General features: G+C 35.2%; 7 protein-coding genes. 4 read left to right on the forward strand and 3 right to left on the reverse strand.

Annotation, left to right across the window (positions count from 1 at the left end; genetic code table 11):
• Positions 1–84 precede the first annotated feature (84 nt).
• A complete protein-coding gene (locus ASD98_RS08630) occupies positions 85–1,071 on the forward strand; it encodes a YheT family hydrolase (RefSeq protein ID WP_056202811.1) in 987 nt (328 codons plus the stop codon).
• Here ASD98_RS08630 and ASD98_RS08635 read toward each other — a convergent pair.
• From ASD98_RS08635 to ASD98_RS08645, 3 genes are read right to left on the reverse strand one after another with little or no spacing between them, the layout of a single operon-like run.
• Complete coding sequence (locus ASD98_RS08635) at positions 1,068–1,862, reverse strand: 4'-phosphopantetheinyl transferase superfamily protein (protein ID WP_157849147.1); 795 nt, start codon at positions 1,860–1,862, stop codon at positions 1,068–1,070. The two genes, ASD98_RS08630 and ASD98_RS08635, sit on opposite strands and share 4 nt — an antisense overlap.
• Positions 1,849–5,841, reverse strand: a complete 3,993-nt coding sequence (locus ASD98_RS08640) for a non-ribosomal peptide synthetase (RefSeq protein WP_082577812.1) — start codon at positions 5,839–5,841, stop codon at positions 1,849–1,851. Before ASD98_RS08640 ends, ASD98_RS08635 begins: the two co-directional genes overlap by 14 nt.
• Positions 5,842–5,893: 52 nt before the next feature.
• Positions 5,894–11,227, reverse strand: a complete 5,334-nt coding sequence (locus ASD98_RS08645; protein WP_056202820.1) for a type I polyketide synthase — start codon at positions 11,225–11,227, stop codon at positions 5,894–5,896.
• A 951-nt stretch (positions 11,228–12,178) separates the two neighbouring features.
• On the opposite strand from ASD98_RS08645, the gene ASD98_RS08650 reads away from it, so the two are divergent.
• Genes ASD98_RS08650 through ASD98_RS08660 form a run of 3 tightly spaced genes read left to right on the forward strand, consistent with a single transcriptional unit; the run spans position 12,179 to position 15,587 of the window.
• Positions 12,179–12,652: a T9SS type A sorting domain-containing protein gene (locus ASD98_RS08650; RefSeq protein ID WP_056202823.1), complete on the forward strand. Its 474-nt coding sequence runs from the start codon at positions 12,179–12,181 to the stop codon at positions 12,650–12,652.
• An 11-nt stretch (positions 12,653–12,663) separates the two neighbouring features.
• Positions 12,664–13,401: a hypothetical protein gene (locus tag ASD98_RS08655; protein WP_056202826.1), complete on the forward strand. Its 738-nt coding sequence runs from the start codon at positions 12,664–12,666 to the stop codon at positions 13,399–13,401.
• Positions 13,398–15,587, forward strand: coding sequence for a hypothetical protein (locus ASD98_RS08660; protein WP_056202829.1), 2,190 nt, complete (start codon positions 13,398–13,400; stop codon positions 15,585–15,587). The genes ASD98_RS08655 and ASD98_RS08660 overlap by 4 nt, the downstream gene beginning before the upstream one ends.
• Positions 15,588–15,786 lie beyond the last annotated feature (199 nt).

Here is a 15,786-nt window from a genome sequence, read left to right on the forward strand (position 1 = left end):
AAAGATGAAAATAAAAAATGACAGTTTTAAATTACATATTGATACATTTCATAGATTTGTATAACCACTCAAAAAACTTTAATCATGCCGGTAATTGAACATTCAGAATATAATTTTCCTTCTATGATTCATCGCAACAGGCACGTGTCGACTATTTATGCTGCTTTGTTTAAAAAGTTTGAAGTTCCGGGATATACAAGAGAAAAACTGGAGTTGAAGGATGGTGATTTTATCAACATTGATTTTATTATAAATGACCCTAAAAAAGCAGTCATTCTATGTCATGGTTTAGAAGGAGATTCCCGAAGAACTTACAATAACAGCTGCGCGGCTTATTTTCAGCAGAAAGGTTTTTCTGTTTTTGCATGGAATAACCGCACTTGTGGTGGAGAAATGAACCGTTTGCCGAGATTGTATCATCACGGAGCAGTTGATGATCTGGATGAAGTGGTTCAGTTTGTTTTGCGAAAAGGATTCGAAGATGTTTATATGATTGGATATTCAATGGGAGGTGTTCAGCTTCTGAATTATTTTGGCTGGACAAAAATCGATGAGCGTATAAAGGCTGGAGTTTCTATTTCTGTGCCAACGCATATTGCAACAAGTGCCGAGATACTTAAACAAGGCTTTAACAGAGTGTATTTAAAGAATTTTACGATTGATATTAAGAAAAAGCTAAAATACAAAGCAGCACAATTTCCTGATTTTATAAACCGTGATCAGATTGATAAAATATCTTCTTTTGATGAGGTAGATCAGTATTTTACAGCACCGCTGCATGGCTTTGCAAGTCGTGATGACTATTATCAGCAAGTTTCTCCCGAATTTTCGCTTAAAAATATTACCACTCCAGTTTTAATTATTAATTCTCTCGATGATCCTTTTTTAGGCGAAAGATGTTATCCCAGAGCAATAGCGCAAGAGAGCGACTATGTTTATCTGGAAATGCCAAAGTATGGAGGACACTGCGCTTTTCCGCTGCGTAATTCAACGTATTCTTATGCGGAAAAAAGAGCTTATAAGTTTTTTAAATCTTATAAAACTGCAGAGAATATCAAAACAGAATATTAGTAATTTCTTTTTTGGGTCATTTCCAGTAAATTTTCCATACTATCAGGAATCATATATAATAACAAATTGTCTGAAGTTGTTGGAAGCCCCTCATAGGAAACGGCACCCAAATACTGCTCGGCAAAATCGAAACTATATACCTGCCAGTTCTGCGTGTTTTTTACCAGTTTAAATTCTAAATTGTGCTGTCCGTCTGTGCAGGGAATATATTTAAAATCTTCATCAATTCCTTTTCCTAATGCTTTTACAAAAGCTTCTTTGCGCGTCCATAACGTATAAAAAGTGTTTTTTTTATCATCAGCATTCTGAATCATTAACCTTTCATGATCATCAAAGATATCCGGAAGGAGGTTTGTGAATTTAAAGTCTTTAGATAAAAATTCAATATCCAGCCCCACTTTTTTATGTGAAACTGCTATCGCCGCATAATCTTCCGAATGCGAGATATTGAAGTGCAGCCACGGATGTGAAGCCAGATATGGTTTTTTATTAAAATCATAATCGAGATGAATATTTTTTATATCTGATTTAGTGTAAGCTCCTAAAATAAGTTTTAAAATCGATCTGTATATAATGAACCGATCTCTGTCTATTTCCTTATAAAAGCGTTTTGCTTTTTTGAGTTCAGGAGAATTTAGAAATTGCGATAAATTAGATTTAAGGTCAATGAAACTGGGCAGATAAATACTGTAAATGATTATATCGCTAGTATCTAAAGAATATTCTTTACCAGAAACTAATGTAACGCCCTTTATATCCGAAAAAGAGATAAAGAGCTTAGATGTTTTCATTTTTTTCATCTAAGATGTCTTGAAGTAGTCTCGCTAAAAATATGTCATTTGGCGGTGCTACAATGTCTAAATGATTCCCAGAGATATTATGAATTGTTACGCCTCCAAGCGCAGCTTTTTTCCAGCCCAGATGCGTAGGATCAAGTCTGTAATTAATGTCATCTTTAGATCGAAATAAATCTACTTCAAAGTTTTGCGGTTTAAGGTGATAACGATCCACAATTTTTTTAACCATGCTGTCAGCTTCTATAAATTCTTTAAGCGCCAGTTCTTCTTGCTCGGTCATTTCATCCTTCTTACCAAAATGTCTTCTTAGGATATACTCTTTTTTTCCATTAATACGCATTTTAAAAGCCTTCCAGCTCAATAACATTTCTTTTAAAAAATCTAATCTTCTATGTGTAATATCAAAGTATCTAACGAGTTGTTTACGTCTGTAACTTCCATAATAATAAGAAGAGTCAACATAAGAGTCCAGTAATGCTGTCAGGCTTACTTTTTTTCCTTGTTCCTTTAATTGACGGGTCATTTCGAATGCTACAATACCGCCAAAAGAAAAACCTGCCAAAGCATATGGCCCTTTAGGGTTTACTTTTATAATAGCATCTATATAATGAGCAGCCATGGCCTCAATTGATTCGTACCATCCGTCAAAGCCTTTAGGTTTAATACCCTGAATGGCATAAATAGGCTGGTCCTCATCAAAGTGTTTACTCAAATTGATAAAATTTAAAACATTTAGTCCTGCTCCATGAATGATAAAAAGTGGTACTTTATTTCCGCTTGGGCTTATAGGAACTAAACAATCAGAATAAATTTCGGTACCCGTATTCAGCAGTTTTGCAAATTTCTCAACAGTCGAATATTTAAATAATGCTGATAGAGGAATTCGTTTACCGGTATATTTCTCTATTTCAATCATTACTTTTACTCCTTTTATAGAATGTCCGCCCATTTCAAAGAAATCACTAAAAATATCGATATTCTCTAAACCCAGGCTTTCTTTCCAAATAGCAGCTACAATATTTTCTTGTTCAGTGCGAGGAGCAGTATATTCAAGTGTTTTGCTTGTTTTATATTGTGACAATGCTTTACGATCTATTTTGCCGTTTAGCGTTGTTGGTATTTTCTCCAATAAATTAAAATCATGCGGAATTAATTGTACAGGTAAGCGTAAAGCCAAATTTTCGCGCCATATTGGTATTTGAATTTCGGCGTTTTCCATACTGGAATCAGGCACAACATGAGCCACAAGAAAATTTTCATTAGCTAATACAACAGCATATTTTATACCGTCAAGCTGTAGGAGTGCCTGCTCAACCTCGCCGGGTTCAATACGTTGGCCTCTAATCTTAACCTGTTGGTCCAAACGGCCTAAGCATTCTATTTCATTGCTTGGAAGCAGTCTTCCTAAATCGCCTGTACGATAAATAGTAGAAAAACCGTTTTTAATAAATTTTTCTGAGGTAAGTTCAGGTCTGTTCCAATATCCTTTTGCAACACCATCGCCGCCAATGGCAATCTCACCAATATTTCCCGGTGCCACAAGCTGTCCTTGTTCATCAATAATATAAAGCTGTGTATTGGCAATGGGCTTACCAATAGTTATTAATGTATCAGTTGCTTTAATCTGTTTCACAGCCGAATAAATGGTAGTTTCTGTTGGTCCATAAACATTCCACAACGTATTACATTTACTTGTAAGTTCCCTTGCAAGATCTGCAGGCATTGCCTCACCGCCGCATAAAGCCTTAAGCGGTAATGGTTCATCCCAGCCAGAATCCAATAGCATGGACCAGGTTGTAGGAGTCGCTTGCAGAAAACTGATATTTCCCTTTTTTACCAACTCAAGCAAAAGTCGTCCATCTCTGGCAGTTTCCTGATCAGCAAGTATTAATGCTGCGCCTTTAATGAGTGGTAAATATAATTCCAGACCAGCAATATCAAAAGATATAGTAGTAATCGAAAGCAATCTGTCGTTTTCATTAATACCAGGTTCTATGGCCATACTGAAAAGTAAGTTAACCAGGTTTTTATGCGTTATAGGAACGCCTTTTGGATTACCTGTTGATCCAGAGGTGTAGAGTATGTACGCGATATTATCCGGACTTACAATAGAAGACAACGGCGATGCATCATAATGGTTTAATGACTCCATGGCATCTTCTATAAAAAGGGTAAGCGGCCATGAGGGTAAGGATGCAAATAATGTTTTACTGGTCAATAAAACTTTTGCTCCGGAATCAGTCAGCATAAATTCCAAACGGGCTTTAGGATATTCAGGATCAAGCGGAAGGTAAGCCGCACCACACTGCATTATGGCTAGCAAAGTATAAAGCAGTTCAGGACTGCGCGAAACAGAAACAGCAATAATATCTCCAGACTGAACGCCTTGTGCTTTTAAATAATGTGCTAATTGATTTACTTTTTGGTGTAATTCAAGATAAGTAGTTTTCGTTTCATGAAATTCTAAGGCTATGTTGTTTGGTGTAAGTTCGGCTTGTTTTTTTAATAACTCGGTTAAGGAAACATCAGGATAGGATATTTCGGTATTATTCAGAACTTCATAATCAGCTAAATAATGACTTCCCAGTATGTCTGATAATGGCTTGTCTGCACCAGTTATTAGTTTATTGATGATATCTTCAAATGTTATCATCATTTGATTTATGGTTTCTGGTTTAAACAAAGTAGTATTATAAGACCATTGAAATATAGGTCCGTTTTTGGTTCTAAAAATATGAAGCTGAATTTCAAAAGTTGCATATTCTCTTGGATTAACTTTAAATTCATGGAAAAGTCCCGCAAATGAAAAATCACTTTCTATATCCCGGTTCATATCGACTGTTAATACAGCTGGTACCAAAGGAATTCTGGAAGAATCTCTGGCAATAGTTAAGTTTTTAAGAAGATGGCCAAAACTTACCTGTTGATGTTCGTAGGCATCAAATAACTGTGAATTTCTTTGTTTTAGGTATTCTAAGAAAGTAATATCGGGATTAATTTTACTGCGTAAAGGAAGCAGGTTTGCACAATCTCCAATTAATTGTTTCATACCATATAATGTATTTCCCGATGAAGGAAACCCAACAACTAAATCATTCTGCCCCGTAATTTTGCATAAAAAAACTTCAAATGCGGCAAGTAAAGTGGTAACTAAACTGCAATTAACGCTTATACCTATATTTTTTAAGGAATCGGTCATTGTATTATCAAAAGGAAAATCAATACGATTGCTATTATAAGTTCGTAAAGAAGGTCTTGCGTAATCCAGCGGTAATTCGAGTGTAGGAGTCGATTCTTTATAAATAGTAAGCCAAAAAATTTCCTGCTGTTTATATTCATTCGTTTCCATAAAGGAATTCGCTTTTTCTGCATATTCGCTAAAGCGTTCCGGATCTGGCAGTTTTGGCTTTTTATTTTCTACAGAGGCAGAATAAAGCATACCAAGTTCTTCTAATATAATATCGACGCTTAACCCGTCTCCAACAATATGATGAATGGTTAAGGTTGCCAGATATTCAAATTCATCTATCTTAACCAAATTAACTTTGAATAATGGGCCGTTAACAAGATCAAAAAGCGCATTTACTTCTTCTTTAACTAAAGCTTCTATCGAAAGTTCTTTTTCAGCAGTATCCAAATCTGAAAAATTATTATGTGAAATTTTAAAGCCAATATCGCTGTAAATACACATATAGCGTCCGTCTGGACTAAAAACGGCTCTCAAGCATTCATGGCGCTGTACTAAAGTTTTTACTGCCTGCTCAAATGTGTCTATTATTAAATTGCCTTTCAATTTAATAGAAACAGACAAGTTGTATGCTTTATTAGCATCACTGCCTCCAAAAATACAATCTGCCCATATTTCCTGCTGTGAATTTGTGGTTTGAATTACTCTTTCAATTTCAGGTAAAAACGGATTAAATTGAATTTCAGTTTCAGTTTTTATTTGAGATTTATTTTTCATTGTTATCATAATTCTATTTTTAAATGTAATTGCACAGTTTTTAAATTGACAAACTGAATTATTAATTATGTTTATCTGACTCTAATAACATCGTTTTATTAAATTTTCCTTTTTGAACAGGATCTTCAATAAACCATGCCGGATTTCCGTTTTCATCCCGTCCTAGTTTACTACCATGTATAGGAGGTTCATTTGCCATTATAGTATATTTCTTTTCAGCATTGGTTTCAAGAAACAGCTGCCCCTTTATTTTTGAAATGTCAAAAGCTTTTTCTTTTTTATGAGCACCATTCGATCCGTTTGTTTCGACTCGATTTTCATGATTAAATGTAAGGGCATCAAAATGTTTTACTTTTAAATTTACGAATGAACCATTGCCGTTTGCAGATGAATGTTGAAAACCTTGTAATTGATCTACTTTTTGGCTCAAAAGCTGAATTTGCTGTATAATTTGTTCTAATGAAGTTTGATTTTGATTTACTGATAATGGAGCTTCATTTGTTAAAACAAAAGGCTGAATAGTTTGGTTAGAAACAATTTCATTCTCTTTAATATCAACTTCATTTTCTTCAGGAAGATTTAAGTCTATATAATCTGCCAAAAGTAATGGAGTAGGGTATCCTTCATTCAGTTGTCTAAAAGTGATAGGCAAATCAAATTCTTTTTTCAGTCTTCCGGATAATTGAGTGAGCGATAAAGAATCTAAACCTAATTCTAAAAATGTATTGGAAGCCGAATCAGGATCATAAATTATACCCGATGCTTCTTTTATAATTTCTGAAATTCTAATAAGTACAGAATCCTTTCTTGATTCTTTTGTTTTAGCAGAAGTACTGTCGGCTTCTGCTGGAATAACGATATTCGGAATTGTATCAGAAACTATATTTTTTTGAACTATTGTTTCAATAACATTTAAAGGTTCAATCCAGCACGGTTTTCGATCAAAAACATAACTCGGTAATTCTATTTTTTGTCTTTGCTGTTCGTTGTAGAAAGATTTCCAATCTGGGCTTATTCCTTTGGCCCATAGTTCACCAACTGTATTTAATAAAGTTGAATATTCATTATCCTGTTCTTCTTTAGGAAAATTGATGCTCGAAAAAGCAGGTATAACTTTACCGGCAGCCTGCTGACGTGCCAGCGTAATAAGGGTTTGACCCGGACCTACTTCTAATAATATGTAATCATCTAATTCAAATGCAGTATCCATAGCATCAGCAAATCGCACTGTATTTTTTAAATGGTTAATCCAGTAGGTTGAACTTGTGGCCTCGGTGTCGGTAAGCCAGGTTCCTGTTGCTGTTGAAATAATAGGTAATCTGGGAATACTTAGTTTTATTTTTTCTATTTCATCTTTAAAAGAATCTAAAATAGGTTCCATCATGAAAGAGTGAAAAGCATGACTTGTAAGAAGCAGTTTGTTTGGAATGTCCTGTGCATCCAATTCCTGATTAAATAGCGCGATATCTTCTTTTGTACCAGAAGCCACACAAAACTGACTTGAATTTATGGCGGCTACTGAAAGTGTATCGGGAATCAGTTCGTATAATTTTTCAACCGGAACGCGTACCGCTAACATTGATCCGCCGGGAAGTTCGCTTATTAATTTTCCTCGAATTGCAACGATATGCAAAGCATCTTTTAAGCTCATAATTCCGGCTAAATGTGCTGCTGCAAATTCACCAATACTATGACCGCAGAGAAAAGTTGGTTTTATTCCCCAGCTCATCCATAACTGAGCCAAGGCATATTCTGTAACAAATAAACTTGGCTGTGTTAAGCGGGTATCTTTTAAGCGTGCTTCGGCCTCAGTAGAATTCATTTCCGGATAAAGGATTTCGCGAATATCTAATTTTAAGTCCTCCATCAACAATTCTGCACATTTGTCTACGGCTTCACGATATGTTTTTTCGTTATCATAAAGTGTTTTTCCCATTTGCAGATACTGCGCTCCTTGTCCCGGAAACAGAAATCCCATTTCACTTGGAACACTTTTTAATAGGGAAGATTTAGTACTTTTTGCCTTTAAAGAAATTAATTTTTCAACAGCATCATCTGTAGAATTTGTTACTAAAAAACTGCGTTGATTAAAATCGTCTCTGGTAATATTCAATGAATAAGCAATGTCTGCTAACGGAATGTTTCTTGATTTATCAATAAAATGACCCAACGCATTTTCGTAACCTAATAAACTGTTTTGGCTTTTTGCAGACCACATCAATAGCTGCAGCGGACGTCCGGCTGAAGAGGGTAAAGGTTCTGCAGTATATTCTTCAACGATTGCATGAACATTGGTGCTGCCAATTCCAAAAGAACTCACACCGGCTCTTCTTATGCTGTCAGTTTCCCATTCAATTAATTTATTGTTGATATAAAAAGGACTGTTGGCAAAATCTATATTTGGATTTGGTTCATTAAAATTAACCATAGGCGGTATTTGCTTATGGCGCATGGCTAACAATACTTTCATTAAACCTGCAACTCCAGCAGCCGCTGTGGTATGTCCCATATTACTTTTTATAGAACCTAATGCACAATAATTGTTTTTTTCCTGTTTGCCATACGCTATTTTAAGTCCTTCAATTTCTATTGGATCTCCTACGGGAGTTGCGGTTCCGTGCGCTTCCATGTAACTGATTGTAGAAGGTGATATTTGGGCATCATTAAAAGCATTAATTATGGCTCCGGCCTGACCTTTCGGACTTGGCGCCATAAAACTGCCTTTGTCACCGCCGTCATTATTTACGCCAACGCCTTTAATTACGCCGTAAATAATATCGCCATCTTTCTCTGCTTCTTCCAGTCTTTTTAGTAAAACAACTCCGGCGCCGTCACTAAAAACAGTACCTTTTCCAGAAGCGTCAAAAGATCTTGTAGATCCATCCGGGCTTTTGATAAATCCGTCATCATAAAGATGGCCGCTGTTTATTGGACACGTTACGCTCGATCCGCCCGCAAGCGCTATATCGCACATGCCGGTTCTTATGGCTTTTACGGCTTCGGCTACGGCTAATAATGAGGTAGAGCAGGCAGAATGTACACTAACCGAAGGCCCTTTTAGATTTAAGTGATAAGAAGTACGCGGCGCAATAAAATCTTTTCCGTTTACGGTATAGATTTGCAATTCGCCTACAGAACTTTTCAGCTCTTTGTTGTTGAATATATTATTTTCATAATAGGTATTGATTTCACTTCCTGAATATACGGCTATGCTTCCTTTATAATGTTTCGGAAGATGTCCTGCTTGCTCTAATGCTTCAAATGAAATTTCTAAAAACACACGTATTTGAGGGTCCATAGCGGCGGCAAGCTGCGGATTTAGTCCGAAGAAATGAGCATCAAATGTTTTAGCCGAAGGTAAAATTCCTCTTGCGCCTATATAAAATGGGTCTTTACGAAGACTTTCTGGTAAACTTGGGTCTAATTCTTCTTTGGTAAATAAAGAAATTGTTTCTTTCCCTTCTTTTAGATTTTCCCATAACTCCTCTATGGTATCAGAACCTGGAAATCTTCCGGCCATACCAATTACGGCAATATCTCCGGTAATGGTTTGATTATTCGTTTTTTTAAATGCAAACGAATTTTCTTTAGTATTGTTTTCTTCTAAAGTACTGGCAAGTTCTCTAATGGTGGGATGAATATAGATTTTTGAAACCGATATATCCAGTGCTAATTGCTGTCTCATTAACGATGTTACTTTTTGTGCCAATACTGAACTTCCGCCCATATCAAAAAAATCATCATCAATACCAATACTTGCTATTTGTAATTCTTCGCTCCAAATTTTTACAATATCTTTTTCTAATTGCGTATTTGCTTTCTTGAACGGCGGGGCAGAATCGGGTCTGTTATGTTCAGGAACAGGTAAGTTTTTTTTATCGATTTTTCCATTTGGTGTAATCGGAAAATCGTCTATCCAGATGTATTTAGATGGTAATAATATTTCGGGTAAAACTTTTGAAAGTGCTTCCTGAATTCTTTTTTCTTCTTGTAATTGCGCACCAGATTTTAAATAAGCCACCAGTTTATCTTCATTGCCAAAATAATTACTTACGATTACGGCAGATTGTTTTATTTCAGGAAGACTATTTAAAGCAGCTTCTATTTCGCCTAATTCAATACGATGCCCTCTTATTTTTACCTGATGATCGATACGGCCCAGACATTGAAATTCTCCATTTGGCAATAATTTTCCCAAGTCTCCGGTGCGATAAAGAATGGAGTTTGGTTTTGTTGAAAACGGATTTTGAATAAATTTTTCAGCGGTAAGTTCCGGGCGATTCCAGTAACCTTCTGCGACTCCGTCTCCGCCAATTACGATTTCTCCAATTGTTCCGGGTGCGACGGCTTTTCTTTCTTCATCTAATAAATAAATTTGTGTATTGGCAATAGGAAAACCAATTGTAATTAGTTCATCATCTGCCTGAATTTGTTTTACTGCGGACCAAATCGTTGTTTCAGTAGGGCCATACATATTCCAAAGGGAATCGCATTTTGAGGTTAGCTGGCGGGCAAGGTTTAACGGCATGGCTTCTCCGCCGCATAAGGCTTTTAAAGCCAATGGTGTTTCCCATCCGGAATCAAGCAGTAATTGCCAAGTGGTAGGTGTAGCCTGTAATATTGTAATTTCTTTTTTCTGTAAAAGATTAAGCAAAAGTTGACCGTCACGTGTAGTTTCATAATCGGCAAAAACTACTGTCGCTCCTTTAATTAGCGGCAGAAATAATTCGAGACCTGCAATATCAAAGGAAATTGTAGTGATTGATAATAACCTATCTTCAGAATTTATACCCGGTTCAATCGCCATACTGAACAGGAAGTTTACTAGATTTTTATGGGTAACAGTTACTCCTTTAGGTTTTCCGGTAGATCCGGAAGTATACATTATATAAGCGGCCGCATCATAAGAAACAGGAACTGAGACAGGAACTGCGGGATATTTATCAAGTTCAGATAAAGCGTCTTCAATTACTATAGTTTTTGAATAAGCGGGCAATGAATCGGTAAGTGATTTTGTAGTCAGCAAAAAACTGGCTCCGGAATCTTCGAGCATAAATTCTAAACGTGCAGCAGGAAATTTTGGATCTAATGGTAAATAGGCCGCACCACATTGTAAAATAGCTAAAAGAGAAGCCACTAAATTAGGAGTTCGCTCCATAGATACAGCAACAATTTTTCCGGAAGATAGACCTTGAGCCAAAAAATATTGGGCCAGCTGGTTGGTCATTTTTACTAATGCTGCGTAGGTAACCTGTTTATCTCCAAATTCAAGTGCTATTGAATTTGGAGAGATAGCCGCCTGCTCTGCAAAAATCTCCGGTAACGTATTTTTAGGATACGTCATTTTAGTCCAACTTCTCTCGTTGGCTAAGTCATTGTTGTCAGCTCTTTTCATTTTAATTGTATAAAATTAGAGTAGAACAAATAATAGGATTCAATTAATGGGAAACTAAAGAAAAACGCGACTTAAATCCAGATTTTCAGCATTCACGAGAAATCACTGCATTTTTTATTTACAATTCCTGCTTCGTTAATAAATAAATGAAAGATTATAAGTAGTTTTTAATCATTGATTTGGCATTTATTGAAATTATATGTATGTCCTAGTAATCAATATGTTAATCAAAAAAAGTAATTTTTTTTTACTAATAGTTGCATTTTCTGTATAAAGCCATTATTCTCGATGAATTGCATATTTAAAATTATTTGCGACAATTTTTTTAAAATTAACTTGTGGTTTAAATCAATTTTAGGTCTGCAATTTTTTCATTAAATAAGATGAGCTTTTTTTGAGATAAAATTACAGTCTTAATTATCTGCGGACTTATTTTTAAAAGTCAATAATTCCTTATTCAGACCAATTTTTCCTTTGTAAGGAAAAACTTTATTTTGATAACAGTTTGTTGTAGAAAAATATTTAGCTTTGTGATTTGTAAATATCTTGTATTCAATAAGATGAGTGTTAATTTAATACGGATTTTTTTATAAAAGCACCTTATAATTATGGATTAAATAAAAAGGATTTAGCGATATAATTAGTGAAATAAATTGCCGTTGTAATTAAGTATCAACCAGTTTATACTAGCGTTAAAATATTTAATTTTTAGAACTATTATTTAAGTTATATCGGCTGCTATTTTTTTAAAATAATCGCAGCAATTTATAGAAAAAACATTTTTTGATGTAGGTAAATAGTCATTAAAATACTACATTTTGTGTAGTTTATCGGAAATAAAATTCGTTATATCGATTTTATTTTGCTATTAAATATTTTTGCAGCATAAATTATAAGGCTTATAGAACTGTGAAGTATTTAAATATAAAAAACCTAAACCTACTCATAATTATGATGGTGTTTATTCCTTTTAAAGGGATGACCCAAACGCAGGCAAATGATACCATGGAAACTATAATTCCATCCGGGAGCAACGCAACCGGAAGTTCAGGTTCTGTAACATATTCAATCGGACAAGTATTCTATACCTATATTGGAACAGGTTATAACGTAGCACAGGGAATACAACAGCAAGAATCAGATGAAACTCTGGATAATCCGGAAGTTGAGGTGCCTGAAGTATCCATATTAGTTTTCCCAAATCCGGCAGCAGATTTTGTTAACGTAAGCATGAAAGCACCCGAGTTAGAAAGTAAAGATCGATCGTATAAACTTTATGACATTCAGGGCAGACTATTAAAACAAAACAAAATTAATCAAACTGAAACTCAGGTTAATTTAAACAACCTAAGTCCCTCTCTTTATATACTTGTGATATATGTAGACGGCAAAATTTTGGAATCATTTAAAATGTTAAAAAAATAAAGAACAAGACAATGAAATCTGCGCTTACCATACTATTATTATTTGTGACTGTTACACTTAAGTTATATGCACAATCACCAGAAAAAATGAGTTATCAGGCCATTATTCGTTCACAGAATAATGACTTGGTTGCTAACTCACGAATAAGCCTAAGAGTTATTGTACATCAAAGCAGTGCAACGGGAACTATTGTTTATCAGGAAACACATTCTGCGACTACAAACAATAATGGTTTGGTTTCTCTTGAAATAGGAACAGGAAACATTACTACTGGAACTTTTAGTGCAATTGCCTGGGAAAAAGGCCCGTACTTTATAGAAACACAAGTTGATGTAAGCGGTGGAGCTAATTATAATATTATGGGAACTACACAGCTTTTGAGTGTTCCTTATGCATTACATGCAAAAACAGCCGAAAGATTAGTAGGTACAGCTACAACAACCCCAAGAGCGGCAATTATTCCATTTACATCTTCCAGAAATATTACTACAACAGATGTAAATAATACAATAGAGTGTACTGCAACATCTACTTTAACATTGACATCTAATTTTACGAGTATGTTAGTTGGAGATACTATTAATTTAGAAGCTCATAATGGTGCGGTATTAACCATACTGGCATCTTCTGGCGTAACAATAAACTATACGGCAAGTGGAAGTGCAAAGTTTACCAGTGCGGCTGGAAACGTAAGATTTGGATTTCTTAGAAAAACAGGCACAAATTCCTATATTATATCGGGACAATGAAAAAGCTAATATTTTTTTTACTCTTTTCAACAGCGGTTTTTTCACAAAACTATCAATATGCTCTTGAAGAAGCTCCGGTTACCGTTCCGGAGCCACCAACAGGCGTAAACAATCAAATAGAAGAAATTAAATATTTTGAGGCTCATTTACTGCCTCTTGCGCAAAAAGGAACACTTCAGGCTGCTTTAGATCAATATGGTGCTGTTCGTTTAGAAAAAGGAGATTATTCGGGAGTAGATCTTGTGATGAAAAGTAACCAAAGATTATATGGACATCCAACATTATCTAAAGTATCTAATATTAAAATAGCTGCAGGAAGTACCAATGTACACATAGAACAACTTTCATTTGTAGACCGTACGGTTACTTTTGAACCGGGTACGCCCATAACAAATTGCGTTCTTAAAACTTTAAGATACGTTTATATCAATGCAACCGGAGCAAAATTAGATAATAATGAGCTGATTAATATTGGCGGACAGATTAAATTTGACTGCAGTGCATCGGGTTATTTCAGAAATAATAAGATCATAAAACATCAGGCGCAGTCTATTTCCAATCAATTAATAATGAAAGGGAATACCACAACGCCTAGCTATGGAAACGTTAACTTGCATTCTAATTATTTAACTCCTGCAGGCGACGCTACAGATATTGCCGGATTACAATCGGCTACTTTTGTTGGGGTTGACAGCGAAGGATGGAATCTAAACGGACAAGGTACAAAAGCGATGTTTACAGCTAAAAATATGGGTAATTTAAAGATTACCGATTTTGGCGGAGGGAACGCTTATTCTGCTGTTCAAACAGGATCTTATGATATTGATGCTCAAAATGTATTCTTCTTAAATAAATACCTGCGTACGTCAAATGATGTGATATCGGCCAGAACCAATATGTTTTTAATTGATGGAGAAGGGGCATACAAAAGAGGAAGCGGAACTGTTACAGGTTTTGATTTACTGGGGAATTTAGACAAAAGCAATGCTATAAAATATAACGGAGCAGAGCAAACCAGTACCATTACAAATACAGCAGTTGTATCTGCTATCAGCAATACTATTTTAGGAACAAAATATACACCGTGGGCAAGAACTGCCTGGGAAACATTACCAGACCCGCTGGGACCAAACTGGAAAACAGAAAGAACCGGAAAAGCAGATCAAAGAGCCTATATTCAAAATCTTATTGATACAAAAGGAATTGCAGAATTACCGGAAGGAATATTCTATATAGGCGGTACCTTAAACGTTCATCTTGACGGAAATCATGGTATAATAGGACAAGGAACCGGAAAAACGGTAATTGTAGGTCTAAAAGATGATTTCCCTTTAATTACATTAGATACAGGAACGGATACTAATTTTATTTTGGCCTATTTAACACTGCAAGGTGGAAGTGTGGGTATATATGGAGGTAAAAGAAATGGTGTTGGAATTGGTCAAATTGCTTATGCAAATTTAAGGTTTATTACTTTTAGAGATCAGACTAACGGAATTCACCTGTATCAAATTATGGGACTTGATAATAACTTTTTTGAGTATTTAGGTTTTGTTAATTGTACCAGAGGCTTTTTTCAAGAGCCATTATTACCATACGCAGGTGATTATAACACATCGAGTTATGTCGACAAAACCATGTATTACAAAAGTCAGTTTATAAATTGTACTACGGCAATGTCAATGAAGGCAACCCGACCAAATAATTTAAATGCCTGGGTAGACTGTAAGTTTGACAGAGGTCAGACCGCTTTAGACATGGGAGCGCAAAATTATCCTGTAATTGCCAATTGTGATTTTAGTAATTATACCGGAGCAAGCGTAATAAATAGTAATTCAATTTCGATATACAGCTCTAACTTTTATAATAACAGTTCGTCAGCGGCAACTTTAAATGCTATGATTACTTATATTGAAGGATGTAAATTTTCAGACAGCTCTAATATGTTTGCGCCTGTAGTGTACAATTCGACTTTTCATTACATACTAAATTCAACAGTTGCAGGAAATGTAGTGGTAGCAAAACCGTCGAACTTATATTATGATTCTTCTGCGATCTATGTAAACTCTACATTATCGGCAAATCCTACGTTAAGTAAATTATTAGTAAATGTAAAAGTGGGTGTGCCGACCGTAATAATTAATACAACACCAAATCCGTATCCGCAGCTTTTGGTGACGCAATAAAAATAGATAAGATTAGATAAATCATTTATCTAAAAAATATAAAGCATACAAGTAAGAGGTTCAGATTAATTAAACTTAATCTGAACCTTTTTTTATTCTTCAATTTGAGATTGTCACTAATACAGTTTTCTTGCCTCTTAACACATAAAATCCTGTTATAAATCTTACATAATCAGTACTATAAAATGGCTGATAATGC

The organism is Flavobacterium sp. Root186 (assembly GCF_001428525.1).
Taxonomy (GTDB): Bacteria; Bacteroidota; Bacteroidia; order Flavobacteriales; family Flavobacteriaceae; genus Flavobacterium.